Source organism: Stenotrophomonas sp. pho, from assembly GCF_006228405.1.
Taxonomy (GTDB): domain Bacteria; phylum Pseudomonadota; class Gammaproteobacteria; order Xanthomonadales; family Xanthomonadaceae; genus Stenotrophomonas; species Stenotrophomonas sepilia.
In genome coordinates this window covers 3,983,055-4,008,240 of the sequence record NZ_CP029759.1, presented here as the reverse complement: position 1 = coordinate 4,008,240, position 25,186 = coordinate 3,983,055, and the positions used below count along the sequence as shown (strand labels likewise).

Sequence of the window (25,186 nt, the reverse complement as noted above, 5' to 3'; positions counted from 1 at the left end):
CGGCGGCCACCTGTCACGTCAGCGCCTGCCCGGATCGGCGATACTCGGGTTCAGGCAACGGCCCGTGAGGAGCCCATGAGCGAACCGGAAAAGCGCATCGCCCTGTTGATCGACGCCGACAATGCGCCGGCCTCGAAGATCGACGAGGTCCTGGCGGAAGTCGCCCGCTACGGCGTGGCCAACGTGCGCCGTGCCTACGGCAACTGGAAGAGCCCGCGACTGAAAGGGTGGGAAGCGGTGCTGCATGAGTATGCGATCCGACCGATCCAGCAGTTCGCCTACAGCAAGGGCAAGAACGCTTCGGACATGGCGATGGTGATCGATGCCATGGACCTGCTGTACGCGCGCAACCTTGATGGCTTCGCCATCGTCTCCAGCGATGCGGACTTCACCCCGATGGTGATGCGCCTGCTGACCGATGGCGTGAAGGTATATGGCTTCGGCGAGAAGAAGACGCCCGAGCCATTCGTCAATGCGTGCTCGAAGTTCACCTACCTGGAGGCACTGGGGCAGACCCATGCCAGCGTGCCCGATGCCGAACAGGCGTCCAGCGAGCAGGCCTCGAACGAGCCGGTGGCCAACGACGATGCGCGTCCACGCAAGAGCGGTGCGGAAATGCGCAGTGACACCCGGCTGGTGAAGATGCTGCGCCGTGCGGTGTCCGCGGCCGAGGGTGAGGATGGCTGGTCGCACCTCGGCCCGGTCGGCAGCCAGATCGGCAACCAGGCCTCGTTCGATCCGCGCAACTATGGCTACGGCAAGCTCAGCGACCTGCTGGCGGCGATCGGCCTGTTCGAGCTGAAGAAGGACGGCAAGTCGTCCTACGTGCGCGCGCTGCCAAAAAAGAACAGGTAGTGCCTGCTGCTGGCCGGCAATGCCCGGATGCCAGATCCCGCATCCGGCACGCACATCTCCACCCGATCAGGCGTATCGTTGCCGCTCGCATTGCCAGCAAGGAAAACCCGCATGTTGAAGATCTGGGGCCGCCGCAATTCCAGCAACGTCCGCAAGGTACTGTGGTGCGCCGAGGAAATCAGCCTGCCGTACGAATCCATCGAAGTCGGTGGCAGCCATGGTGGTACGCAGACCCCGGAGTACCAGGCGATGAATCCCAACGGCCTGGTGCCGGTGATCGAAGACCACGGCTTGCCGCTGTGGGAATCGAACACCATCGTGCGCTACCTGAGCGCCCGCTATGCACTGGGCACCCTGTACGCTGAGGACCCGATGGAACGCGCCCAGGCCGAGAAGTGGATGGACTGGAGCACGTCGCGGATGGCGCCGCTGTACAGCGACCTGGTCTGGGGCATCATGCGCACCGCGCCGGCCGACCGCGATGAAGCGCGGATCAATGCCGCCATCGTGCGCGCCGGTGACTACCTGGCGATGGCCGACGCTACCCTGGCCAGGCAGCCGTGGCTGTCGGGCGAGAAGTTCGCGATGGGCGACATCCCGCTGGGCTCGCTGGTCTACGCCTGGTACGAGCTGCCGATCCAGCGACCGGAGCTGCCGCATCTGGCTGACTGGTATGCGCGGCTGCGTGAGCGCCCGGCCTACCAGCGCGGCGTGATGTCGCCGCTGACGTAAGCGAAGGCGTCCGGGGTCAGAGCCCTTTTCTGCGAAAAGGGATCCGACCCCAGGGCATCGGGGTCGGATCCCACCCGACGGGTGGGCTCTGACCCCTCAATACAGGTCCGTTGGATCCACATCCAGCGACCAGCGCACCTTGCGTGCTTCCGGCAGCGCATACAGCTGCGGAACCAGCTGCGCGAGCACGCCATGCAAGGGTGGCCGCTGCGGCGCCGACAGCAGCAGCTGTGTGCGCTGGTAGCCCGCGCGCCGCGGCATCGGCGCCGGCATCGGGCCGTACGCCTCCACCACGTTCTGCTCGCCCAGCAACTGCCGCGCAGCCAGCAGGAACGCATTGGCGTGCTCGACCTGCTGCGCTTCGGCGCGCATCAGCGCCAGGTGCGCGAACGGGGGGAACCCTGCGGCTTGCCGCTGGTTCAACTCGGCCTGCGCGAACGGGTGGTAGCCACCGCTCACCAGGGTTTCCAGCAGCGGGTGACCAGGGTGATGGGTCTGCAGCCAGACCTCGCCGGGGTCACGCGCACGTCCTGCACGACCGGCCACCTGGATCAGCTGCTGCGCCAGCTTCTCGCTGGCGCGGAAGTCGGCGGAGAACAGGCCTTCGTCGATGCCGACCACCACCACCAGGGTCAGCTTCGGCAGGTCGTGGCCCTTGGCCAGGATCTGCGTGCCGACCAGGATGCCGGGCTGGTCGCCCAGTTTCGCCAGCTGCTGCTCCAGCGCATCGCGGCGTGAGGTGGTGCCACGGTCGATGCGCACCACCGGGAAATCGGCGAAGGCGGCGGTGAGGTGTTCTTCCAGGCGTTCGGTGCCGATGCCCTGCGGCTGGAGCGCCAGGCTGCCGCAGGCCGGGCATGCCAACGGCGCCGGTTGGCGCGCGCCACAGTGGTGGCATTGCAGGCGTCGGCCGCCGCCATGCACGGTCATCGGCGCATCGCAGCGCTGGCACGGCGCGGTCCACCCGCAGTCGTGGCACAGCAGCACCGGTGCGTAGCCACGGCGGTTCTTGAACACCAGCACCTGCTGGCCACGCTGCAGGTGTTCGCCGATGCCAGCCAGCACATCGGCCGAGAGGCCATCGTGCAGCGGCCGCTTGCGTACATCGAGGATGCGCACGCGCGGTGGCCGCGCATCGCCGGCGCGCTGCTTCAGGCGCAGGTGCGTGTAGCGCCCGGCGTAGGCGTTGTGCAGCGTTTCCAGTGAAGGGGTGGCGCTGCCGAGCAGCACCGGAATGCCCAGCGCCTTGGCGCGCACCAGAGCGAAATCGCGCGCGTGGTAACGGATGCCGTCCTGCTGCTTGTAGCTGCCGTCGTGTTCCTCGTCGACGATCAGCAGGCCGGCCTGCGGCAATGGCGTGAAAACCGCCGAGCGGGTGCCGACGATGACCCGCGCTTCGCCTCGGGAGGCGGCCGCCCAGACGCGCGCGCGCTCGTTGTCGTTCAACCCCGAATGCAAGGCGTGCACGGCGATGCCCAGGCGGCCGCGGAAACGTGCCAGGGTCTGCGGGGTCAGGCCGATTTCCGGTACCAGCACCAGCGCCTGCCTGCCCTGCGCCAGGCAATGGATGATCGCCTGCAGGTAGACCTCGGTCTTGCCGCTGCCGGTCACGCCGTCCAGCAGGAACGGCTGGAAGCCGTCGGCAGCGTTGATCGCAGCCACCGCCCCGGCCTGGTCCGGGTTGAGCGTGGGGCCGGGCAGCGGCTGCGCATGCTGCGGTGCCACCGTCATCGCCACGCGCTCGGCCAGCTCGCGCTTGGCCAGGCTGCGTGCAGCGGTGCGCCAGTCGGCCATGCGTTCGCCGAGCACGTCCTCATCCACGATCGCTCCTGCCAGCAGCTCGGCCAGCTGCCGCGGACGGCTTCCGGCGCGCAGCTTTTCGCGCTGGGCGTGGCCTTCGGTGGTCAGCTGCCAACCCCAGTGGTGGGTGTCGGGCAGGGCCTCGCCATGGCGCAGCGGGCCGGGCAGGGCGGTGCTCAGCACCTCGCCCAGTGGCGCATGGGTGTAGCGCGCCAGCCACTGCAGGCTCTGCCAGAGTTCGCCCTGCAGCAGCGGCTGCCGGTCGCACCAGGCCAGCACCTGGCGCAGTCCCTGGCCGTCGTCGGTCTGGCCGTGGCCGGCCACCACGCCGACCAGCTCGCGGTTGCCGAACGGCACCTTCAGGCGGCAGCCGACCGCGGCCGTGGGGCCATCGCCCTCCGGCGACAGGTAGTCGAACAGGCGGGGCAGGGGGACGGGCAGGGCGACCTGCAGGGTCGGAATGGGTGAAAGCATCGGGCCAGTGTAACGGGCCATGCACGCGCGAATGGCAGGGGGCAGACGGGCGACGACCGTTGAATCATAAATGTCACCTAAATATCGGTGTCCATTGGAGATTCAGTCTTATCCACATGTTCTGTGGATAACGTTGTGCGTTACCGGTCGACGGGAACGCAGGAGGCCGATGGCGACGAGCTCACCCTTGGGTTGGTCAAAAAATCGCCACACTTGAAAGGCGTTCAAAATCAACAACTTGAGTGTGAAACATTGCTGAAACAGAGTGAATTCAGCGGCATGCCGCAATTTCCCGCGCGGGGAGCGTGGTGCTGTGCACAACCTGCAGCACGAAGTGCCTGTGGGCGCAAGTCCTACGGGTGCCGATGGGCTGCCGCTATCATGCCGGCAGACCTTTGGAGTGACCGATGACGGCTGTGCCCGCCCCTGTTTCCTCGACCGCGGCCGGCGCGCTGTCGGCGTTCCTGCGTGGCGTCGAACGCCGCGCCCTGGTGGTGGCTGAACTGCAGTGCGGCGATGCAGCCCGTGCCGAGCAGACCCTGGTGGCAGTGATGCGCGCGTTTGCGGCGGTCGCCAGCGACCTGCCGATGGCGCAATGGCCGACCCGCTTCTGGACCCTGCTGGGCCAGCGCCAGGCGCTGCGCGAGCCGGCGGGCGGGCAGTGGGCGCCGTCGTTGGCCGCGTTGGGCGCGATGCCGCCACTTCCACGACTGGCGCTGCTGCTGCGGGTGGGCGGCAGCCTGGACGAGGGCATCGCCATGCGCGTGCTCGACCAGGACGAGGCCGGTTACCAGCACCTGCTGGCCGATGCCTGCCCGCGTGATGCCCAGGGCCGGCCCGATGCCGTGGCCTGGCGCCAGTTGGCCGAGCAGGTACAGGCGCGTGTCCGTGACCTGCCGGCCACGCGCCTGCAGCAACTGCAGCAGCCGGCCGCACCCACCACCCACAATGAAGCACCGGCCTCCAGCTGGCGCGCACCGCAGCGGGACGAGCGTGCGGCCGCCAACGGCAAGCGCCGCCGCGCGAATGCCAGGCCGCGCTGGCGCGGTCCGCTGATCCTGCTGGTGACGGTGGCGGTACTGCTGGCCGCCGCGCTGGGGTGGCGCCACCTGCAGGGACATTCGTTCGGCAGCGATGCACCCTTGCCGGAGGGCGTGGTGGGCGAAGCCGGTCCGGTGACCGTGGAAGCCCTGCCACCGAGCAAGGTGGACGCCATACCGGACGCGGGCCAGGCGCAAGCCAATGATGACGCAGCGATGCTGGCAGATCGCGACTACCCGCTGGTCGCCGATGCCGACCTGTACGCGTGGACTGCCGCGGGCGGCCCGCTGCCGGTGGATGAATCGCAAGCCAAGCCGAGCCGGCCGGAGCCGGCCAGTGCCACGCTGGAAACGGCTGCCGCCGATGAATAAGTCCGTGCTCGCCAGCCTGCTGCTGACCCTGCCGCTGTCGCTGTCCGCCGCACCGCAGCCGTTGAGCGTGCCGTTGCCGCCACCGGTTCCGGGCAGTTCGCCGGCCACGCCGGCGTCGGCCGCTGCAACAGCACCTGCCGAATTCGCTCAGCTGGATACGCAGCAGCAGCGACAGCGCCGTGCCGACTACGCCGCCTGGCGCGCATTGCCGGAAGCAGAGCGCGAGCGAATCCGTCAGGCGGCTGCGCGCTTCAATTCGCTGCCGGCCGATCAACAGCAGCGCATGCGGCAGCAATTCCAGGCGCAGGATCAGGCGTTCCGCGCCGGATGGCGGCTGGGCCCGCAGCTGGGCCTTGAATTCCCCAAGCTGCACGGACTGTTCGGATTCGTGCCACCGGAGCAACGCGAGACCGCGCTGGCCGTGCTGCGCCAGCTCAACCCGGCGCAGCTGGCCCAGCTGGCCCTGGTCGCGCAGCGCACGCCGCCGCAGGAACGCGACACGGTACGCAGCGCCTTCCTCGCCGTGCCCGCCGCCGAGCGCGACAGCTGGCTAAAGCGCCAGGCCGGCCAGTAGAAAAGGGGACGGAGGGGATTAAGTCGTATCAGGCCAGTCAGTGCCGAATGCGACTTAATCCCCTCCGTCCCCTTTTTGCTTGGGGCGGCTGAAACCCAGCATTCACGCCATGTCATGGGAATGCAGGCGCCGCCCGCGTAAGATGGGCGCCCGCAACCCGGTGCCTGTGCCCTTCGCGCGCAACCGCAGTTCGCGTCAAGCACCTTATGTCTACTGCAACCTCCACGCCGCGCTTCAGCAAGGAAGTCGGCGCCACCGGTCTGCTCGCCCTGCCGCTCGTGCTGGGCCATGTGTCCACCGGTCTGATCTCCTTCGTCGACAACGTGATTGCCGGCCACCACGCTACGGCGACCCTTGCCGCAGTCACCATCGGTACGGCGTTGTTGTGGCTGCCGATGCTGATTCCGATCGGCACCCTGATCTCGCTCACCGCTTCGGTGTCGCAGCTGCACGGCGCCGGCCGCGAGCGCGAGATCGGCCCGCTGTTCCGCCAGGCACTGTGGCTGGCGCTGGGGCTGGGGCTGATCATGTTCACCTTCCTCACCGTGGTGCCGCCGCTGCTGCCGGCCTTCGGCATCGCGCCGGACATCGTGCCGGGGGCGACTGCGTTCCTGCATGCGGTGCGCTGGGGTGGCCCGGCGCTGACCCTGTACTTCTGCATGCGTTATCTCAGCGAGGGCATGCACTGGACGCTGCCGACCATGCTGCTCGGCTTCGGTGGCCTGCTGGTGCTGGCGCCGATGGGCTACGTGCTGGCCAATGGCAAGCTCGGCTTCCCGGAGTTGGGGGCCGAGGGCCTGGGCATCGCTTCGGCGGTGATGATGTGGCTGCAGGCGACCGCATTCGCCCTGTATCTGTGGCGGACCAAGCGCTTTGCCCATCTGCAGCTGTTCTCCCACTTCGAGGGACCGCGCTGGAAGGCGATCTGGGAGCTGCTGCGCACCGGCCTGCCGATCGGCATCACCGTGCTGATGGAAGGCGGCCTGTTCATCGTCACCGCCTTGCTGATCGGCCGCCTGGGTGCCAATGAAGCGGCGGCACACCAGATCGCGATCAACGTCGCGCAGCTGTGCTTCATGATCCCGATGGGCGTGGCCGAGGCCACCACCGTGCGCGTCGGCCATGCGGTCGGCCGTGGTGACGGCTTCGGCGTACGGCGTGCGGCGTGGGCCGGTTACGCGATCATCATGGGCACGCAGACGTTGTCAGCGGCGGTGCTGCTGTTCGGCCACGATGCCATCGTCGGTGTGTACACCAACGACCTGGCAGTGGCCGGCCTGGCCTCGACCCTGCTGCTGTACGCGGCCACCTTCCAGTTCCCGGACGGCATCCAGGTGCTGTCGGCGGGTGCGCTACGCGGCCTCAAGGACACCCGCGTGCCGATGTTCATCGCCATGTTCGCGTACTGGGGCCTGGGCATGCCGCTCGGCGCCGGGCTTGGCCTGGGGCTGGGCATGGGCCCGCAGGGCATGTGGATCGGCCTGATCGTCGGCCTGACCGCCGCTGCCATCCTGATGGGCTGGCGCCTGCGCCGCAGCAGCCAGCGCATCGGGCAGTCCGCGCTGTCCTGATCGTCCTGCCCGCCATGCCGACCCATGGCGGGCGATCCCCTGACTTGTGTCCGATGCCGCATCACGCGGCACCGGCTATGCTGGTACCACGGCAAGAAGCCATCCGGAGCGTTCCATGAATCAACCCGTGCCCCCGCTGCCCCCGGCGCGTCGCAACCCCGTCGCCAGTTTCTTCATCGGGCTGTGGGACGTCATGAACTTCACCCGCCGGTTGATCCTCAACCTGGTGTTCTTCGGCCTGCTGTTCCTGTTGCTGGTGATGTTCGTCATCGCCGCCGGCATGGGTGCCGGTGCCAGCAAGTCGCTGCAGGACCGCACGACGCTCGTGATCGCGCCGGAAGGCCGCCTGGTCGAGCAGTTCAGTGCCGATCCGGTCAGCCGCGCACTGGCCAAGGCCGTGGGTGACAACGGTGCCGAAGAGATCCAGCTGCGCGACCTGCTGCGGGTGATCGAGTCGGCCAAGGAAGACAAGAAGATCGAGCGCGTGGTGCTGGAGCTGGACAAGCTGCAGCCGTCGGGCTTCGCCTCGCTGCGTGAAGTCGCCGCCGCGCTGCAGGACCTGCGCGCTTCCGGCAAGCAGCTGGTGGCCTACAGCGAGAGCATGGGCCAGTCGCAGTACCTGCTGGCTGCACAGGCCGACGAGGTCTACCTGGACCCGATGGGTTCGGTCGTGCTCGAAGGCCTCGGCCGCTACCGCCAGTACTTCCGCACCGGCCTGCAGGACAAGCTGGGCGTGGACGTGCACCTGTTCAAGGTGGGCGAGTACAAGTCCGCGGCCGAACCGTACGTGCTTGACGCCGCGTCGCCGGCCTCCAAGGAAGCCGACCTGTTCTGGATGAACGATGTGTGGCAGCGCTACCTGGGCGACATCGCCAAGGCGCGCCGCCTGGATCCGGCACAGCTGGCTGCCGGCATCGACACGCTGCCGGAAGGCATTGCCGCCGCCGGTGGCGACCTGGCCAAGTTCGCGCTGCAGCAGAAGCTGGTGACCGCGCTGAAGACCCGCGAGGAATTCGAGGATCTGATGATCGAGCGCGGCGTGGCCGACGAAGACGCCGACGGTGGTTTCCGCAACGTCGACTTCGGCCGTTACCTGGCCCTGCTCGACGCCCGCCGCAACCCGGTGGACTCGCGTCCGCAGGTGGCCGTGGTGGTGGCTGCCGGCGAGATCAGCGGTGGCGACCTGCCGGCCGGCCGCATCGGCGGCGAGTCGACCTCAGCGCTGTTGCGCGCCGCGCGCGACGACGACAACGTGAAGGCCGTGGTGCTGCGCGTCGATTCGCCGGGCGGTGAGGTGTTCGCCTCCGAGCAGATCCGCCGTGAAGTGGTGGCGCTGCAGGCCGCTGGCAAGCCGGTGGTGGTGTCGATGGGCGACCTGGCTGCCTCCGGTGGCTACTGGATCAGCATGAATGCCGATCGCATCTACGCCGATCCGTCGACCATCACTGGTTCGATCGGCATCTTCGGCATGGTACCGAACTTCAGCCGCGCGCTGGACAAGATCGGCGTGCACACTGACGGTGTCGGCACCACCCGTTTTGCGGGTGCATTCGATGTCACCCGCCCGATGGATCCGGCCGTGGGACAGGTCATCCAGTCGGTGATCAACAAAGGCTACGCCGACTTCACAGGTCGCGTCGCCGACGCGCGCAAGAAGCCGGTCGAGGCCGTGGACGAGGTGGCCCGCGGCCGCGTGTGGAGCGGTGCACAGGCCAAGGAACGCGGCCTGGTCGATGCCTTCGGTGGCCTGAGGGATGCGGTGGCCGATGCGGCCAGCCGCGCCAAGCTGGGCAAGTCCGATGCCTATCGCGTGCGCTACATCGAGAAGGCAGCCACGCCGTTCGCGCAGTTCGTCAGCGGTTTCGCCGGCAGTCATGCCGGTGCCTGGATGCTGTCCGATTCGGGCATGGCGCGGATGATGCTGGCACGCACGATGCCGGAAGTGGACACGCAGCTGCGCTTCGTCGAGAACGCGGCCCGCGAAAAGGGCAACGGCGCACCGGTGAAGGCGCTGGCGTACTGCTTCTGCGGGTTCTGACCGGCAACGCTATCGAATGAAAACGCCCGGCTCAGGCCGGGCGTTTTCGTTCATGGGGGCGGATCCCTTGGCTTCGCAAAGGGCTCTGACCCCACCGGTCATTGCGCCGCGTCGGCCTCGGCCTTGCGCTCACGCGCGGCAGCCTCATCGACGGTTTTCTGCACGTCCTTGGCGCGGTCCAGCGGCTCGTTGATCGCACGCGACATCGCTCGTGGCACCGGTGGCTTCTCCGGGTTCGGCGTGGGCGGACGCTGGCAGGCCGCCAGCAGCAGGCTGGCCAGCAGCGACGTGGACAGGATCAGGATGCGCATGGCGGCTCTCCGCGGTGGGCGTATGGGCAAGTGTCGCATCCCCGGCCGAGCGCCGCCGTGAGCGCGTATCCTTGCGGCATCGAAACACAGCGGGCGCGGCCCCGGAGGACACATGACCCAGCAACGGTGGCGCCTGGACGGCCAGACTGCCCTGATTACGGGCGCCAGCGCCGGCATCGGCCTGGCCATCGCGCACGAACTGGCCGGCCTCGGTGCCGACCTGATGATCGTGGGCCGTGACATCGATATGCTGGAGACGGCGCGCGACGAACTGCTGGACGTGTATCCGCAGCACCAGGTGCACGCGCTGGCTGCCGATGTCTCCGATGACGAGGACCGCCGGCAGATCCTGGACTGGGTGGAAGACCACAGCGATGGCCTGCACATCCTGGTCAACAACGCCGGTGGCAACGTCACCAAGGCGGCCACGGAGTATTCCGAGGACGAATGGCGCAAGATCTTCGAGACCAACCTGTTCTCGGCCTTCGAGCTGTCGCGCTACGCGCATCCGCTGTTGGCGCGGCATGCGTCGTCGTCCATCGTCAACGTCGGCAGCGTGTCCGGCCTGACCCACGTGCGCAGTGGCGTGGTCTATGGCATGACCAAGGCCGCGATGCACCAGATGACGCGCAACCTGGCCGTCGAGTGGGCGGAGGATGGCATCCGGGTCAACGCGGTGGCGCCCTGGTACATCCGCACGCGGCGCACGTCCGGTCCATTGTCGGACCCGGACTACTACGAGGAAGTGGTCAACCGCACGCCGATGCGCCGCATCGGTGAACCGGAGGAAGTGGCCGCAGCCGTGGGCTTCCTGTGCCTGCCGGCGGCCAGCTATGTCACCGGCGAATGCATCGCAGTGGATGGCGGTTTCCTGCGCTACGGGTTCTGATCATGCGGTGGTAGTGCCGGCCGCTGGCCGGCAACCACGGGATCTTCAGGTGATTGCAGTTGCCGGCCGGCGGCCGGCACTACCGCATGGCAGTCACCCCGGTACCGGGCAGTTGCTGGCCTCCAGCACGCCCTGCAACCGTTCGCGTTCCCCGCGGGCCTTGTCGCGGTTCTCCGGCGAGGCGAACCGCTCGCGGCCACGTGCGTCGCGGAAGCGTTGCTGCCAGCTGCTGCAGCGCTGCGCTTCCGGCAGTTCCTCGCAGCGGTCGCGCACCACTTCGCAGCCTGCAGCATTGACCGGTGTGGCGCCGCCCAGGCCCTGCACGGTCATCAGTTCGCAGCGGCCGGGGGCAGCTTCGTATTCGTGCAGGTAGCCACCGCCCTGGCTGTCGGTGCACTGGAAGATGGGCGGCAGCGGCGGCTTCGGCGGCGCATTGCTGTCCGGCGCGGCATCAGCCTGGCGTGGCAGCGATGCACTGTCGAGTATCAGATCGCCGCCTTCGCGTTCGACCATGCCGGCTTCCATGATCGTGCGTCCTTCGCCGGGGCGGCGGGGGCTGGGCGCGGAAGCCGGCGGCATACCCGCCGCCGCCGGTTCGGGTGGCGACGGCACAGGGGTCGGCGTGGGCGACGCACTGGCAGCGGCCGGAATCCGCACCACCTGCTGCTTGCTGCCGGCAGGGCAGGGCGTACGTTGCAGGGTGGGCACATCGCTGTTGCTGGAGGTGCAGCGGTAGATCACCCCGTCGTCGGCCACTGCGTTGCCGGCGAACAGGCCCAGGGCCAGCCAGATCAGGTTCTTCATGCGCACAGCGTACATGCCACGGCAGGTGCTGCGCTCAGCGGTCGCAGTCCCGCGACAGGCGTGCGTCGATGCCACGCTGTTCGTTGCTGATGGCAGTACGCTCGCTCTGCAGCGCACTGTTGTAGCGGCGGTCCAGTTCCCAGCGGCGGTCGCGCAGGCGCGCGCAGACTTCCTGCGGCGGCAGCGCATGGCAGCTGTCGCGGACCAGCACGCTGCCGGCCGGAACCTGCACACCGACACCCACCGCGGGCGGCCGGTAGCCGGTTCCTTCACCGATGGGGGGCCGACCGGCGTGCCGAAGGCCGGGCGTGGGCCGGGATGGACCGGGCCGTGGTGCCCGTGCGGAAGCCAGACGCTGGTCCACAACGGTACCCAGCGCGGATTGCCCTCGTTGTTGTCGCTGGTATAGCGGCGACCGTCGTCGCTCACGCATTCGTACAACGGCTGTGGCGGCTGGATGTAGACGTGGCGGACTTCGCGATCGCGCATCACCGGAACCTCGTCGGGAGGCGCGGGCGTCGCATCGCTGCGCACCACCCGTGGCGTCGGGTCGCGCGGGCGCTGCAGGTCGCGCACTTCCTGCCGGCCGCTGCTGCAGGGCCTGTCCTGCAGGGCCACGGCGCCATTGCTGGCGACGCAGCGATAGACGCGCACGTCCTCTGCGGCCGGTGCGGTCCATGGCAGCAGCAGGCACAGGCCCAAGGCGGTGCGCAGCAGGTTCATGGCGGCAGGGTGCGTGATTGTGCGTGGCAGTGCAATCGTCCGCTCAGGAGCGCAGCACGTTGCCGCTGAGCGCGTCGCGGATCGGGGTCGGTTGGGCCAGGCCACCGGTCTCGCCATCGAGCAGGCCATCGAGCAGGCGCAGCAGGCGCGGATCCAGCTCGGCGCGACTGCGTGCCGGCGGTTCACCTGCCAGGTTGGCGCTGGTGGAGACCAGCGGCCCGCCCCAGGCGCGGCACAGGGCGGCGACCAGTGGGTGGGCGCTGATGCGTACGGCGATGCCGCTGTGTTCACCGGTGACCCACGGTTGGGCGCGCGGACCGGCCGGCAGGATCCAGGTGTTGGCGCCCGGCCAGCTGGCCAGAACCGCACGCTGGCGGGCGTCGGGCAGCGCCTGCAGGCGGACCCAGCCCTCCAGCTGCGACAGTTCGGCGGCGACCAGGATCATGCCCTTCTCGATCGGGCGCTGTTTCAGCCGCAGCACCGCGTGCACCGCGGCTTCATGTGACGGATCGCAGCCCAGGCCCCAGACCGCTTCGGTCGGATAGGCGATCACGCCACCGGCGCGGAGCGTGGCGACAGCAGAGTTCAGGGTGAGTTCTTTCATGACGGCGACCGGCCCGGCGTGGGCCTCCATTATCCCCCGCTGCGTGCAGAAGGGGTGGAACGCGCCCGCTCGGTAGTGCCGGCCGCTGGCCGGCATCCGAGGCTTCCAGGTGTTGCCGGCCAGCGACCGGCACTACCCCTCATCCGCGCATGGCGTGGATCTACTTCTTTGCAGCGGTCTTCTTGACGGCCTTCTTCGCCGGTGCCTTCTTTGCGGCAGCTTTCTTCACAGCCTTCTTGGCCGGCGCTTTCTTGGCCGCGGCCTTCTTCGGCGCTGCTTCCTTCTTCACCGCAGCCTTCTTGGCCGGTGCCTTCTTCGCAGCGGCCTTCTTGGCGCCGAAGCCCTTGCGCACCGGCTTGCCGGTTTCTTCCATCAGCTGCTGCACTTCAGCCAGGGTCAGCGATGACGGCTCGCGATCCTTGGGGATCTTGCCGTTCATCCTGCCATCGCTGATGTACGGGCCGAAGCGGCCGTTCAGCACCTGGATGTCGCTGCCCTCGAACTCCTTGATGATCCGGTTGCGCGCGATCTCTTCCTTCTCTTCGATCAGGAATACGGCGCGGGCCAGGTCGATGGTGTACGGGTCGTCTTCCTTCTTCAGTGAGGCGTAGGTGCTGCCGCGCTTGGCGAACGGGCCGAAGCGGCCGATGCCGACGCTGACCGGCTCACCATTGTCCTCGCCCAGCGCGCGCGGCATCAGGAACAGTTCCAGCGCGTCTTCCAACGAGATGGTGTGCATCGACTGGCCGGGGCGCAACGAGGCGAACTTCGGCTTTTCCTCGGCGTCCTCGGCGGTGCTGCCGATGGCGGCATACGGCCCGAAACGACCCAGCCGCACGCTGACCGGCTTGCCGGTCTTGGGGTCGGTGCCGAGCTCGCGCGCGCCACTGGCCTCGGCGCGGTCGACCGATTCCTTCTTGTCTTCGACCAGTTCCTTGAACGGCTCCCAGAAACGGGCCATCAGCGGGATCCATTCTTCCTCACCGCGCGAGACGGCATCGAGCTCGTCCTCAAGCCTGGCGGTGAAGTCGTAATCCACGTACTGGGTGAAGTGGCTGGACAGGAACTTGGACACCGCGCGGCCCACGTCGGACGGGCGGAAGCTACGGCCTTCCATTTCCACATACTTGCGGAACAGCAGGGTCTGGATGATCGAAGCGTAGGTCGAGGGACGGCCGATGCCGTACTCTTCCAGCGCCTTCACCAGCGCCGCTTCGGTGTAGCGCGGCGGTGGCTGGGTGAAATGCTGTTCGGCCAGGATGCGTTCCAGCGGGATGCGGTCGCCCGGCTTCATCGCGGGCAGCTTGCGGCCCTCATCTTCGTCCTCGGCGCTCTTGTTGTCCTTGCCTTCCTCGTACACGGCCAGGAAGCCGGGCACGACCACGGTGGTGCCGCTGGCGCGGAACACGTGTTCGCTGCCGGCCGACAGGTCGACGCTGACGGTGTTGAGCGTGGCCGGGATCATCTGGCAGGCCACCGCACGCTTCCAGATCAGCTCGTACAGGCGCCGCTCGTCGTCGGTAAGGAACCGGGCGACCTGCGACGGGGTGCGCAGGGCCGAGGTCGGGCGTACGGCTTCGTGCGCTTCCTGGGCGTTCTTCGACTTGGTCTGGTAGGTGTTGGGCTGGTCCGGCAGCGAGGCGATGCCGTAGTCGCGGGCGATCACGTCGCGGATTTCCGCCAGCGCGTCCTGCGACAGGTTCACCGAGTCCGTACGCATGTACGAAATCAGGCCGACGGTGCCTTCGTCGCCGATGGCCACGCCTTCATACAGCTTCTGCGCCACCTGCATGGTCTTGCGGGTGGTGAAGCCGAGCTTGCGCGAGGCTTCCTGCTGCAGGGTGGAGGTGGTGAACGGCGGCGCCGGGCGGCGCTTGCGCTCCTTGCTGGCCACGTCGGTGACGTGCAGCGAACCCTGCGCGGCCTGCTGGATGCGCATGCGCGCCGCTTCAGCGGTGTCGCCATCGGTGACGGTGAACTGCTCGAACTTCTGCCCGTCCAGCTTGACCAGCTTGGCATTGAAGTGCTGGGACGGGTGCGCGCACTCGGCAGCGATCGACCAGTACTCGCGGGCGATGAAGGCTTCGATCTCTTCCTCGCGCTCGACGATCATGCGCAGCGCCGGGCTCTGCACGCGGCCGGCAGACAGGCCGCGCTGCACCTTGCGCCACAGCACCGGCGACAGGTTGAAGCCGACCAGGTAGTCAAGTGCGCGGCGGGCCTGCTGGGCGTCGACGAGGTCGCTGGCGATCGCACGCGGCTGGCTGATCGCTTCCTTGATGGCGCGCGGGGTGATCTCGGTGAACACCACGCGCTGCATCGGCTTGTCCTTGACCAGCCCGCGTTCCTTCAGGATCTCGGCGATATGCCAGCTGATCGCTTCACCCTCGCGATCCGGGTCGGTTGCCAGCAGGATGTCGTCGGCGCCCTTGGCGGCCTTGGCGATCGCATCGACATGCTTTTCGTTCTTGTCGATCACGTCGTAGTGCATGGCGAACCCGTTGTCCGGGTCGACCGCGCCTTCCTTCGGAATCAGGTCACGCACATGCCCATACGAGGCCAGGACGGTGTAGTCCTTGCCGAGGTATTTGTTGATCGTCTTGGCCTTGGCCGGCGATTCGACGATGAGCAGGTGCTTGGGCATGGCAGCAGTGTCTGTGGGGCGAGCCGCAGGGAAGGGGCCGCTAGGGTGGAGCAAACGGCCGCATTAGTGAAGCGGCCACGGACAAATCAATACGCTGAACGCCCGGTAGTGTGCCGGGCGTTCAGGTTTCACCTTATTAGAGGAATCACGCCCGGCCAGCCCCTGTCAAGCAGCCAGACGTGAGGATGGCCGTTCATGAGGCCATCTTGGCGATGAAGCCGACCGCAGCCACCAGCAGCACCAGGCCCGCCACCGTCAGCAGGCCGGTCAGTACCAGGATCACGATGGTGACCGTACCCAGCTCATGGCGCTGCAGCTGCGGCTGGTCGGTGTAGGCCCAGCGGTCGACCACCAGGGTGTCGCAGATCATGTCGTGCAGGCCCTGCTTGCGCTCGGTGAAGGCGGCCATCAGGAAGCCGATCCCCAGGGTGAAGCTGCTCAGCAGCATGGCCCAGTAGCGACCGAAGGCGCGGCCACGGGTCAGGCGGTCACCATTGCTGCGCACGACCTTGATGCCGACCGCCATCTTGCCCAGCGTGGCGCCGCCCTGGGAGGAATGGAACCAGGTGTAGTAGGCCACGCCGATGACCATGTTGATCAGCGCGCTGGCCAGCTGCGCGACGATTTCGATGGAGGTCTCGCCACTGCCCACCGCGCCCATGCTGGCGCCAAGCACCACGCCGATGATGGCGCCGATGATGCCGCCCGGCACGGCCAGCACGAAGTAGTCGATCATGTAGGCCGCGACGCGCTTCCAGAAGCCGGCGTAGACCACCTCGCCGCCGATCACCGGCCGCGCGCCACCGGCAGCGGCGGCGGCCGGTGCGTTGTAGGGTGAGCTGCTGAGCGCGCCCGTGCCAGGCAGCGGCGCAGTGCCGTTGTCGATGGCGGCGTAGTCGCTGCGCAGGTCGAAGCCGCCACTGGCAGTGGCGGTGCTGGCGTCGGCCAGCGTCTGCAGGCCCAGTTCATCGACCACCTGGCGCAGTGCAGCCCACTGGGCCATGCCTTCGCGCCAGACCAGGGTGTCCAGGTTCAGTTCGCCGCGCTGGAAGCGCTGGCGGATCTCCTGGACCGACAGCGGGCCCTGGCGTTGCTGTCCTACGGCGTAGTACCACTCAGTCATTGCATGTTCCCTGTTGGATCGTCCTTGGAGGTGCTGCCGTGCGCGTGGCTCAGCCGCGGCACGACGGCGGCAGGTACTTGTCGTCGCTTTCACCGCTGCATTCCCAGCGGCCGCTGTCGCGATCATATTCCAGCCACAGCAGGTCGCCATCGAGGCTCTTGCCGGGCACGGCCAGCGTTGCTTCGATGCCACAGTGGCCGTTGTTGAAGCGGCCGATGTTCACCGCCGACAGGCCGGCCTGGCTGAAGTCCCCGGGGCCGGGAAACCGGCATCGTTGGCGCCGGGGCAGCGGCCTTCATCGTCGGCGAAGTGCTGCACCTGCTGTTTCAGCGGCTGCAGGGCATTGACCGCGGTCGCGATCCTGGCACGCACGGTGTAGTCCTTGTATGCGGGCAGGGCGATCGCCGCGAGGATGGCCATGATCGGTACCAGTACCAGCAGCAGGCCGCCGCCGATGATCGCGGTCAGGGCGCAACCGGAGAGCTTCTTCTTCGGCGGCGGCAGGACCCCAGCCGCCGCCTGGGTGGCATAGGGCGTGGACGGCGGCAGTACAGGCGGCTGCGGCGGAGGCGGGGCCACCGGTTCCGGTTCCGGCTCGGGTTGCTGGGCCGGCGCAGCAACGTCCAGCGCCGGCACGATCAGGCCCAGCTCGTCGACAACGGTGCGCAAGGGCTGCCATTGCGGCAGGCCGTCGCGCCAGACCAGGGTGTCCAGGGAGATCTGGTTGTTTCGGAACAACTCGACCAACTGTTCCGCCGGCAGCGGGCCTTGCTGCCGGTTGCCTTCTGCATGGAACCACTCGCTCACGGGGACGCTCCTGAATGCGCTATGCCCCCAAGTGTACGGTCAGTGAAGGGGTTCTGGCTCGTCCATGAACATCTGCGTCTCCATCCAGGCATAGGCCGCTTCGGAGCCGGGCTGGTTGAACAGCACCATCAGCACGACCCATTTCAGGTCGTCCAGGTCCAGTTCGTCCTGGTCCAGGGCCATCGCCCGGTCCAGCACCAGCTCGCGCTGGTCGGCGTCGAGGATGCCGTGCTGTTCCAGGTACAGCAGGAAGCCGCGGCATTCCACATCCAGCTTGTCCAGCTCGGGACCATGGTAGATGCGCACGGGGCCATCGACCCGCGCCTGGGCCACGCTCGGCCGCTGCGCGGCCAGGGCATCGAGCCAGTCGAACGCCTTGTTGATCTCGGTGGGGCTGAAACCGGCCTGGATCAGGCCGTTCTGCAGCGAATCGCGGTCACGGATCAGGTCCGCATCTTCGCTGAAATAGTGTTCAAACAGGTACAGCAGTACATCCAGGATGCTCTCTTTCATTGCCCCTCGGCCTGCGTCGCGCGACGCTGTGGAGGTGAAGAAACTAGGGAGTTCGACAGTAGCGGCCGTGTACGCACACCACGATTCCCGCCAGTTCCATGGCCAGCAGCATGGAGGACACCTGGGGCGCCGTCAATCCACAGCGCGTGATCAGTGAATCCATACCGCTTGGGTTGTGGTCCAGGGCTCGCCACAAGCACTGGTAGTCAGGGTCGTCGGCCCAGCGCGCCGGCAGGAGGGCCGGCAGTGCCTGTTCAGTGGGGGTGGACAGCCGCGATTGCAAGCCCGGCAGCTGCAGGCGAAGGGCAGGGGCGAGCAGTTCCAGAACCTCCTCGGGGCGCTCGACCAGCGCCGCGCCCTCGCGGATCAGGCGGTGGCAGCCCGCCGCGCGCGGGTTGAGCACCGATCCGGGCAGGGCACAGACCTCGCGGCCTGCCTCGGCGGCCAGGCGCGCGGTGATCAGCGCGCCCGAACGCTGCGCGGCCTCGACCACCACGGTGGCCAGCGCCAGCCCGGCTACCAGCCGGTTGCGCGCGGGGAAGTGGCCTGGGCGGGCCGCCGTACCCGGCAGGTACTCACTGAGCACCACGCCCTCGGCGGCGATGCGCGCCTGCAGCCGGGCGTGGCTGTCCGGATAGGCGCGGTCAGGGCCCGTGCCGATCACCGCCACGGTGCAGCCACCGGCCTCCAGCGTGGCCTGGTGCGCAGCGGCATCGATGCCTGCGGCCAGGCCGCTGGTCACCGCCAGGCCCGCCTCGACGAAACAGCCGGCAAAACGCGCGGCCAGTGCGCGCCCGCCCGGGGTGGGGAACGGCTGCCGACCAGCGCCACCGACGGGCGCCAGGCCAGGCTGGGGTCTCCGGCGACGAACAGCGCCAGCGGCGGGTTGGGCACCTCCAGCAACGAGGGTGGAAAGGCCGGATCGGTGCAGGGCAGCAGGTGATGGTTGTCCTGTTCCAGCCAGCGCAGGGCGGATGCACACGCCCGGGCGTCGGGACGTTCCAGCGCGGCGCATTGCTCCGGCGTGCAGCCGTGCGCGCGCCAGTTCGCCGGGCCTTGCGCGATGGCGGCTTGCGCACCGCCTGCGGCCTGCAGCAGGGCCCGTCGTGGCGCCAGTGCGCCTCCCGCCATCAACAGGCGCAGCAGCGCCTCATATGCATGCGTGGTCATCCCCCACTATCGGCCGCACGCAACAAAGGCGCCCTAGGGCGCCTTCGCATGTGATCGTCAGGTTTTCCCGCAGACGCCTGCCGGGCAGCGGCCGGCACGCCCGGCAACGGTTACTTTGCGTCCGGGTGCAGCGCGTTGTAACCCACCTGCACCGGCTTCACGCCCTGCATCACCAGCGCGTAGCTGACGTTGTCGAAGGTACGGAACACCATCGCGTGCGCGGCATACTCGTCCGGCAGCGAGACCCGGCCCGCGCCGGTGCTGAGCGAGTCGTCCATGCGCGAGGAGCCCGGGTACTTCATGCGGTGCGCCACATGGCGGCCCGGGCGCCACAGCGAGAACACGGTACCGTTGTCCACGCCCTGGGCACGGCCGGCCGAGATCGCGATCACGTCGCGCGGGCCACCGGCATTGAACATGTCGGTGACGGCCAGCACGCGCACGTCCACACCCTCGACACCGGCAGCGGGTACATGAGGGATGAACTGCAGGTCGTACGGCTTGGCTTCGACCGGCACCAGGCGGTCACCGGCGCGCACTTCGCGGCCGCCGTCGTTCTTGTCCAGCACCAGCGTGGAGGCCTCGACCTTGCCGCCGGCAATCTGGGTGATGGTGCCGGTAGCGACCTGGGCCAGCTCGTAGCCGAGCACGCCACGGCGGGCGTTGGGCGCGTTGTAGGCCTTCCACAGGTTGCCGCTGCCCGGGGTCACGTCGCCATTGGCGGTCAGGTCTTCGGTCGGCTTGGGCTGGGCGTACCGTACGGTCGGGCGTACCACGGCCCAGCGCTGGCCCACCTGGGCATCGGCCAGGCGCACGTAGACGGTGTCACCGCCGGACACGCGCAGGCGGCTGTCCTCCAGGCCGACCACGTAGGGCAGCTGCTTGATGCTGTCGACAACGCTCAGCTGCTTCAGGAACGGCTCGACCTGGGCCAGCGGAATGGCGTCGATCGGGGCCTCCTGGCGCGGGCCGGCCTGGGACACGGTCACCCGGTCCAGGTAGGCAAGGCTCAGCACGTCACCTGGATAGATCAGGTGCGGGTTGGCGATCTGCGGATTGGCTTGCCAGATCTCCGGCCACAGCCAAGGCTTCTGCAGGAAACGTGCGGCGATATCCCACAACGTATCCCCTTTTCGGACCACATAGGTGTCCGGGTGCCCGCCATTCACTTCCACGGCGGTAGCATAGGCAGCCACGGTCAGCATCGCCGCGGCGACGACCGTACGAAAACGAAGCAACATAGGTGTGAAGCCCTGATTCCCCAACAGGTCCACGCACTATAGTCCAGAAACCGGGGCGCAAGGCAAGCGTTGGAGCTAGAATCTGCGACGTATGCCGGCGTGCCGGCCCCCTATCCGGAAACAGCCATGGCCCTTCTCCCCATTCTCGAGTTCCCCGATCCGCGCCTGCGTACCAAGGCTGCGTTGATCGACGCCGCCGAAGTCACCACGCCGGCCTTCCAGGAACTGATCGACAACATGTTCCAGACCATGTACGACGCCCCGGGCATCGGCCTGGCGGCCACCCAGGTGGACGTGCACAAGCGCTTCATGGTCATCGATGTCAGTGAAGAAAAGAATGAACCGCATGTGTTCATCAACCCGGAAATCGTCGCCAGGGACGGGGGCCGGGTGTACCAGGAGGGCTGCCTGTCGGTCCCGGGCATCTTCGCCGACGTCACCCGCGCCGACACCATCACCGTGAAGTACCTGGACCGCAACGGCCAGGAACAGCAGCTGGAGGCGGGTGAAGTACTGGCCACCTGCATCCAGCACGAGATGGACCACCTGGACGGCAAGCTGTTCATCGACTACCTGTCGCCGCTCAAGCGCGAGATGGTCCGCAAGAAGCTGGCCAAGCAGCGCAAGCACGTGGCGTGATCGCCCATCCGGGCCGCCCTTCGGGTGGCCCGTGCCTGCGCGACGCGCGCGGGCTGCACGGCGCCGGCCGACGGCGCCGTTTTGTTTCCTGCACGATTCCATCCTGCAAGTGGGGTAGCCATGAGGATTGTCTTTGCCGGTACGCCGGAATTCGCGGTGTCGTCGCTGCGCGCCGCGGCGCGCCACCACGAGGTCGTGGCCGTCTATACCCAGCCTGACCGGCCGGCCGGCCGTGGCCGTGGCCTGGCACCGTCGCCGGTCAAGCTCGAGGCCGTGGCCCGTGGCATTCCGGTCTACCAGCCTGAATCACTGAAGGACGAGGCTGCACAGCAGCAGCTGCGCGACCTGCAGCCGGACCTGATGGTGGTGGTGGCCTACGGCCTGATCCTGCCCAAGGCGGTACTGGCGATCCCGACCCACGGCTGCTGGAACGTGCATGCCTCGCTGCTGCCACGCTGGCGCGGGGCGGCGCCGATCCAGCGCGCGATCCAGGCCGGTGACGCAAAGACCGGTGTGTGCCTGATGCAGATGGAAGCGGGCCTGGATACCGGCCCGGTGCTGCTGCACCAGGAACTGCCGATCGCTGCCACCGATACCGGTGGCCAGCTGCATGACAAGCTGGCCGAGCTGGGTGCACAGGTCCTGTCCGACGGCCTGGGCCTGCTGCGGGCCGGCATCAAGCCGATCGCGCGGCCGCAGCCGGAGCAGGGCGTGACCTATGCGCACAAGCTGGACAAGGCCGAAGCCCGTCTGGACTGGGCGCAGGGCGCCGATGTGCTGGCGCGTACCGTGCGTGCCTTCAATCCGTGGCCGATCGCCGAAGCGACGCTGGCTGGCGAACGCGTGCGCATCCATGGCGCGGTGGCGCTGGAGGAGGCCCACGGCCAAGCGCCGGGCACGGTGCTGGCGGCCAGCCGCGATGGCATCGACATCGCCTGCGGCCAGGGCGCACTGCGCTTGCGTACGCTGCAGCGCGAAGGCGGCAAGGCGATCACCGCCGCCGACTACCTCAACGCCCGCCGTGATCTGCGCGTGGGAGCATAAGCGGTGTCGAAGCAGAACGATTTCTCCGTTGCCAAGGCGGCGCCGGGCGCGGCCACCCGCATGCTGGCCGCACGTGTGCTGGCACAGGTGTTCACCCGTGGCCGTTCATTGAAGGCCGAACTGGCCTGGGCGCTGCCGAAGCTGGCCGACAGCCGCGATCGTGCCTTGCTGGAAGCGCTGTGCTTTGCGGTGCTGCGTCGCCGCAGTACCTATGACGCTGCCTTGCAGTCGTGGATGCAGAAGCCGCTGTCGGCGCGCGACGCCGATCTGCGCACCCTGTTGATGGTGGGCTTCGCCCAGCTGGACGTTCTGGAACTGCCGGCGCATGCGGCGCTGTCGGCCACGGTCGATGCCGCGCGTGCGCTGGGCCGTGAGCGCCAGGCCGGCCTGGTCAATGCGATCCTGCGCCGCGCGCAGCGCGAAGGTTTCCCGGAGCAGCCGGCGCGCGATGCCTTCCCGGAATGGCTGGCCGATGCGGTGGAACGCGATTGGCCGGCACAGGCCGACGCGATCTTCAGCGCCAGCCTGCAACCGGCACCGTTGTGGCTGCGTGCCAACCGCCAGCACGGCGGCCGTGACAAGGCACTGGCGGCACTGGCCGAGGCGGGCATTGCCGCCGAACCCAGCGCGCTCTGCGCCGATGCACTGCGCCTGGCGGCCCCCGTTGCGGTGAACCAGCTGCCGGGTTTTGCCGACGGTGCACTGTCGGTACAGGACCTGTCGGCGCAATGCGCAGCCGACGCGCTGGCGCCCGCGACCGGCGCCCGCGTGCTGGACGCCTGTGCGGCACCCGGTGGCAAGTCGGCGCACCTGCTGGAACGTGACCCCAGTCTGCGCCTGCTGGCGCTCGATATCGATGCGCGTCGACTCGCGCGCGCCCGCGATACCTACACCCGCACCGGTGTGGGTGAGGGCGCGCAGACCCGGGTGGCCGATGCCAGCGATCCCGGGGCCTGGTGGGATGGCACGCCGTTCGACGCCATCCTGCTGGATGCCCCGTGCTCGGCCACCGGCGTGATCCGCCGCCAGCCGGACGTGATGTTCCACCGCCGCGCCGAGGACATCGATGCGCTGGTCGGCGTGCAGGCCCGCCTGCTGGAGGCCTGCTGGTCGATGCTGCGCCCGGGAGGCGTGCTGCTGTACGCCACCTGTTCGATCCTGCGCGCCGAGAACGTCGATCAGGTGCGAGCCTTCCTGAAGTGGCATCCGGACGCAGCGGCACAGCCTCTGGATGACACATTCGGCCTCGATTGCGAGGGGATTGCGCGCCAGCGCCTGCCGGGTGACAACGATGCTGACGGTTTCTTTTACGCGCGTCTGCTAAAAACAGCCTGACCCCGCTGACGTTCCGAGTCCCATGCTGAAATCCCGCGCGTCGCGCGAGACGTGGTTGTTCGTGGTGATGGCCCTGCTGGTGCTGGGGGCCGGGCTGGGCCTTCGTGATCCGTGGCCGTCGGACGAACCGCGCTTCGCGCTGGTGGCCAAGCAGATGTTCGACAGCGGGCAGTGGCTGTTCCCGCATCGCGGCACCGAGCTGTACTCGGACAAGCCGCCGATGCTGATGTGGTGGCAGGCCACGCTGTACGGCCTGGTCGGGCAGTGGCGCGTGGCCTTCCTGCTGCCGTCGCTGCTGGCGGCCCTGGGCACGCTGTGGTGCGTGGTCGACCTGGGGCGACGCCTGTGGACGCGGCGGGTGGGGCTGTACGCCGGCTGGGCGCTGCTGTTCGCGCTGCAGTTCACCTTCCAGGCGAAGAAGGCGCAGATCGACCCACTGCTGCTGCTGTTCATCACCCTGGCCAACTACGGCCTGCTGCGCCACCTTTTGCTGGGACCAAGCTGGCGCTGGTGGTGGCTGGGCTGGTTCTTTGCTGGCATCGGCGTGATCACCAAGGGCGTGGGGATGCTGGCGCTGCTGATGCTCGTGCCTGCGGCCATCGCCGCGGCGTTGCAGTGGCCACGGGTGGGACTGCATGCGCGCGACGCGCGTTTCTGGCTGGCGCCGCTGGCCTTCCTGCTGGCGGTGTCGTTGTGGCTGGCGCCGATGCTGCTGGCCGGCTTTGCCACCGGCTCGGACGAGTACCTGGCCTACATGGACGACATCCTGTTCCAGCAGACGGCGCGGCGCTACGCCCATTCCTGGGACCATCACCAGCCCGCCTGGTACTTCCTGGCGACGATGCCGCTGATGTGGATCCCGGCGTTCCTGGCCCTGCCCTGGGCGATTCCGGCGTGGCGCCGCCGGTTGCGCCGCCGCGACCCGCGCTACCTGCTGCCGCTGGCCTGGTGGCTGATGGTGGTGCTGTTCTTCTCGATTCCCGCCGGCAAGCGCGATGTGTACATCCTGCCGGCACTGCCGATGTTCTGCCTGGTGCTGGCGCCGCTGTTGCCTGGATTGCTGAGGCGGCGCGATGTGCAGGCCGTGGTGGGGGTGTTCACCGGCCTGCTGTCACTGGGCCTGGCCCTGGCCGGTGCGATGGCGGTGCTGGGCGAGCCGGCCTTCGAGCTGCGCCTGACCCACAGCCGCGGGCTGGCGCCCGGCGCCGTCGACGCACTGGCCTGGACGATCCTGGCGATGGGCGTGTGGGGCGGAGTGAGCCTGCTGGCCTGCGGCCGTCGCCGGCATCTGGCGCTGGTATCGACCCTGGCGATGGTCTGGGTGCTGTACAGCCTGGTCGGCTATCCGCTGCTGAACGATTCCAGTTCCGCCCGCGGCCTGATGCGCACGGTTGGTGACCGTCTGGGACCGGATGCCGAATTGGGGCTGGTGGCCTGGAAGGAGCAGCATCTGCTGTTGGCCGACCGCCCCGCAGCGACCTTCGGTTTCGAGACGGACTGGGACGAACAGCTGATTGCGGCCACGCGCTGGCAGCGGCTGGCGCCCGGACGCCGCTGGTTGCTGGTGCACGAATACGCGATGCTGTCGTGCGTCGACCGCAACCGTTCTGAACTGGCCGGCGTGGCCAACCGGCGGCGCTGGTGGCTGGTGCCGGCAGCAGCGGTGAAGGTGCCCTGCGTGGTCACTGCAGAGGAGCGCGAACGTGAACGGCGTTTGCAGGAACATGACTAGCCACCACGATTCCGGCTTGTCCAGTCTGCCCAAGCGGGCCCAAAGGCAGTAAAACAGCAGGCTGGGACGGCCTCCGTTGGTCCTTCCCGTTCTTCCCGCAGATTGCAGCGATACTTCCCGACGTGCCAGCTTCACCGGACAACCTGAACCC

The 25,186-nt window shown here is 68.1% G+C and carries 19 protein-coding genes and 3 pseudogenes; 11 read left to right on the top strand and 11 right to left on the bottom strand.

Annotation, left to right across the window (positions count from 1 at the left end):
- Positions 1-75 precede the first annotated feature (75 nt).
- On the top strand, positions 76-855 hold the full coding sequence (locus DL544_RS18670) for an NYN domain-containing protein (RefSeq protein WP_049470953.1): 780 nt from the start codon (positions 76-78) through the stop codon (positions 853-855).
- A gap of 111 nt (positions 856-966) precedes the next feature.
- Positions 967-1,587, top strand: coding sequence for a glutathione S-transferase family protein (locus DL544_RS18665; protein ID WP_139727791.1), 621 nt, complete (start codon positions 967-969; stop codon positions 1,585-1,587).
- A 96-nt stretch (positions 1,588-1,683) separates the two neighbouring features.
- On the opposite strand, the gene DL544_RS18660 is transcribed toward DL544_RS18665, so the two are convergent.
- On the bottom strand, positions 1,684-3,861 hold the full coding sequence (locus DL544_RS18660; RefSeq protein WP_139728157.1) for a primosomal protein N': 2,178 nt from the start codon (positions 3,859-3,861) through the stop codon (positions 1,684-1,686).
- A gap of 407 nt (positions 3,862-4,268) precedes the next feature.
- Here DL544_RS18660 and DL544_RS18655 point away from each other — a divergent pair, with 407 nt between their 5' ends.
- The 4 genes from DL544_RS18655 (at position 4,269) to sppA (ending at position 9,456) form a co-directional block, all read left to right on the top strand.
- Positions 4,269-5,273 carry a hypothetical protein gene (locus DL544_RS18655; RefSeq protein WP_139727789.1) on the top strand — a complete coding sequence of 335 codons (1,005 nt, stop codon included), beginning with the start codon at positions 4,269-4,271 and terminating at the stop codon, positions 5,271-5,273.
- The gene (locus DL544_RS18650) at positions 5,266-5,847 is read left to right on the top strand and encodes a DUF3106 domain-containing protein (protein WP_139727787.1); all 582 of its coding nucleotides are present in this window, start codon (positions 5,266-5,268) and stop codon (positions 5,845-5,847) included. Before DL544_RS18655 ends, DL544_RS18650 begins: the two co-directional genes overlap by 8 nt.
- A 206-nt stretch (positions 5,848-6,053) precedes the next feature.
- Positions 6,054-7,418, top strand: coding sequence for an MATE family efflux transporter (locus DL544_RS18645; RefSeq protein WP_005419642.1), 1,365 nt, complete (start codon positions 6,054-6,056; stop codon positions 7,416-7,418).
- 115 nt (positions 7,419-7,533) lie between these two features.
- Positions 7,534-9,456: a signal peptide peptidase SppA gene (gene sppA / locus DL544_RS18640; protein WP_139727785.1), complete on the top strand. Its 1,923-nt coding sequence runs from the start codon at positions 7,534-7,536 to the stop codon at positions 9,454-9,456.
- Positions 9,457-9,554: 98 nt separating this feature from the next.
- Here sppA and DL544_RS18635 read toward each other — a convergent pair whose 3' ends face one another.
- Positions 9,555-9,767 carry a hypothetical protein gene (locus DL544_RS18635; RefSeq protein WP_065178801.1) on the bottom strand — a complete coding sequence of 71 codons (213 nt, stop codon included), beginning with the start codon at positions 9,765-9,767 and terminating at the stop codon, positions 9,555-9,557.
- 112 nt (positions 9,768-9,879) lie between these two features.
- On the opposite strand from DL544_RS18635, the gene DL544_RS18630 reads away from it, so the two are divergent.
- Entirely contained in the window at positions 9,880-10,656 is a 777-nt protein-coding gene (locus tag DL544_RS18630; RefSeq protein ID WP_005419635.1) for an SDR family oxidoreductase, read from the top strand.
- Positions 10,657-10,749: 93 nt separating this feature from the next.
- Here DL544_RS18630 and DL544_RS18625 read toward each other — a convergent pair whose 3' ends face one another.
- The 9 genes and pseudogenes from DL544_RS18625 to DL544_RS18585 all read right to left on the bottom strand — a co-directional run bounded on the left by DL544_RS18625 (position 10,750) and on the right by DL544_RS18585 (position 20,285).
- A complete protein-coding gene (locus DL544_RS18625) occupies positions 10,750-11,460 on the bottom strand; it encodes a hypothetical protein (RefSeq protein ID WP_065196880.1) in 711 nt (236 codons plus the stop codon).
- A gap of 34 nt (positions 11,461-11,494) precedes the next feature.
- Positions 11,495-12,183: pseudogene (locus DL544_RS18620) on the bottom strand (DUF4124 domain-containing protein).
- Positions 12,184-12,226: 43 nt separating this feature from the next.
- Entirely contained in the window at positions 12,227-12,817 is a 591-nt protein-coding gene (tsaC, locus tag DL544_RS18615; RefSeq protein WP_081275815.1) for an L-threonylcarbamoyladenylate synthase type 1 TsaC, read from the bottom strand.
- A 130-nt stretch (positions 12,818-12,947) separates the two neighbouring features.
- Entirely contained in the window at positions 12,948-15,431 is a 2,484-nt protein-coding gene (locus tag DL544_RS18610; RefSeq protein WP_005419627.1) for a DNA topoisomerase I, read from the bottom strand.
- Between the two features lie 193 nt (positions 15,432-15,624).
- The gene (locus tag DL544_RS18605; protein ID WP_065178799.1) at positions 15,625-16,554 is read right to left on the bottom strand and encodes an RDD family protein; all 930 of its coding nucleotides are present in this window, start codon (positions 16,552-16,554) and stop codon (positions 15,625-15,627) included.
- A gap of 49 nt (positions 16,555-16,603) precedes the next feature.
- A pseudogene (locus DL544_RS18600) lies at positions 16,604-17,361 on the bottom strand (pilin).
- 39 nt (positions 17,362-17,400) lie between these two features.
- Positions 17,401-17,874, bottom strand: a complete 474-nt coding sequence (locus tag DL544_RS18595) for a DUF494 family protein (protein ID WP_005419622.1) — start codon at positions 17,872-17,874, stop codon at positions 17,401-17,403.
- Between the two features lie 43 nt (positions 17,875-17,917).
- Positions 17,918-19,044, bottom strand: a pseudogene (dprA, locus tag DL544_RS18590) (DNA-processing protein DprA).
- Between the two features lie 110 nt (positions 19,045-19,154).
- Positions 19,155-20,285 (bottom strand): LysM peptidoglycan-binding domain-containing protein, encoded by a 1,131-nt coding sequence (locus DL544_RS18585; RefSeq protein ID WP_072167258.1) that lies wholly within the window; start codon positions 20,283-20,285, stop codon positions 19,155-19,157.
- Positions 20,286-20,411: 126 nt separating this feature from the next.
- Here DL544_RS18585 and def point away from each other — a divergent pair, with 126 nt between their 5' ends.
- From def to DL544_RS18565, 4 genes are all read left to right on the top strand, one after another.
- Positions 20,412-20,924 (top strand): peptide deformylase, encoded by a 513-nt coding sequence (gene def, locus DL544_RS18580; protein WP_005419619.1) that lies wholly within the window; start codon positions 20,412-20,414, stop codon positions 20,922-20,924.
- Positions 20,925-21,044: 120 nt separating this feature from the next.
- Positions 21,045-21,968: a methionyl-tRNA formyltransferase gene (gene fmt, locus DL544_RS18575; protein WP_053496981.1), complete on the top strand. Its 924-nt coding sequence runs from the start codon at positions 21,045-21,047 to the stop codon at positions 21,966-21,968.
- A gap of 3 nt (positions 21,969-21,971) precedes the next feature.
- Positions 21,972-23,303, top strand: a complete 1,332-nt coding sequence (gene rsmB / locus DL544_RS18570) for a 16S rRNA (cytosine(967)-C(5))-methyltransferase RsmB (protein WP_065196856.1) — start codon at positions 21,972-21,974, stop codon at positions 23,301-23,303.
- Positions 23,304-23,325: 22 nt separating this feature from the next.
- Complete coding sequence (locus DL544_RS18565; protein ID WP_065186324.1) at positions 23,326-25,035, top strand: ArnT family glycosyltransferase; 1,710 nt, start codon at positions 23,326-23,328, stop codon at positions 25,033-25,035.
- Positions 25,036-25,186: the final 151 nt, after the last annotated feature.

Excerpts from the sequence above, each read along its gene's own strand:
- DL544_RS18670 (WP_049470953.1), top strand. The coding sequence starts at position 76 with ATGAGCGAACCGGAAAAGCGCATCGCCCTGTTGATCGACGCCGACAAT.
- DL544_RS18665 (WP_139727791.1), top strand. The coding sequence starts at position 967 with ATGTTGAAGATCTGGGGCCGCCGCAATTCCAGCAACGTCCGCAAGGTA.
- DL544_RS18660 (WP_139728157.1), bottom strand. The coding sequence starts at position 3,861 with ATGCTTTCACCCATTCCGACCCTGCAGGTCGCCCTGCCCGTCCCCCTG.
- DL544_RS18655 (WP_139727789.1), top strand. The coding sequence starts at position 4,269 with ATGACGGCTGTGCCCGCCCCTGTTTCCTCGACCGCGGCCGGCGCGCTG.
- DL544_RS18650 (WP_139727787.1), top strand. The coding sequence starts at position 5,266 with ATGAATAAGTCCGTGCTCGCCAGCCTGCTGCTGACCCTGCCGCTGTCG.
- DL544_RS18645 (WP_005419642.1), top strand. The coding sequence starts at position 6,054 with ATGTCTACTGCAACCTCCACGCCGCGCTTCAGCAAGGAAGTCGGCGCC.
- sppA (WP_139727785.1), top strand. The coding sequence starts at position 7,534 with ATGAATCAACCCGTGCCCCCGCTGCCCCCGGCGCGTCGCAACCCCGTC.
- DL544_RS18635 (WP_065178801.1), bottom strand. The coding sequence starts at position 9,767 with ATGCGCATCCTGATCCTGTCCACGTCGCTGCTGGCCAGCCTGCTGCTG.
- DL544_RS18630 (WP_005419635.1), top strand. The coding sequence starts at position 9,880 with ATGACCCAGCAACGGTGGCGCCTGGACGGCCAGACTGCCCTGATTACG.
- DL544_RS18625 (WP_065196880.1), bottom strand. The coding sequence starts at position 11,460 with ATGAAGAACCTGATCTGGCTGGCCCTGGGCCTGTTCGCCGGCAACGCA.
- tsaC (WP_081275815.1), bottom strand. The coding sequence starts at position 12,817 with ATGGAGGCCCACGCCGGGCCGGTCGCCGTCATGAAAGAACTCACCCTG.
- DL544_RS18610 (WP_005419627.1), bottom strand. The coding sequence starts at position 15,431 with ATGCCCAAGCACCTGCTCATCGTCGAATCGCCGGCCAAGGCCAAGACG.
- DL544_RS18605 (WP_065178799.1), bottom strand. The coding sequence starts at position 16,554 with ATGACTGAGTGGTACTACGCCGTAGGACAGCAACGCCAGGGCCCGCTG.
- DL544_RS18595 (WP_005419622.1), bottom strand. The coding sequence starts at position 17,874 with ATGAAAGAGAGCATCCTGGATGTACTGCTGTACCTGTTTGAACACTAT.
- DL544_RS18585 (WP_072167258.1), bottom strand. The coding sequence starts at position 20,285 with ATGTTGCTTCGTTTTCGTACGGTCGTCGCCGCGGCGATGCTGACCGTG.
- def (WP_005419619.1), top strand. The coding sequence starts at position 20,412 with ATGGCCCTTCTCCCCATTCTCGAGTTCCCCGATCCGCGCCTGCGTACC.
- fmt (WP_053496981.1), top strand. The coding sequence starts at position 21,045 with ATGAGGATTGTCTTTGCCGGTACGCCGGAATTCGCGGTGTCGTCGCTG.
- DL544_RS18565 (WP_065186324.1), top strand. The coding sequence starts at position 23,326 with ATGCTGAAATCCCGCGCGTCGCGCGAGACGTGGTTGTTCGTGGTGATG.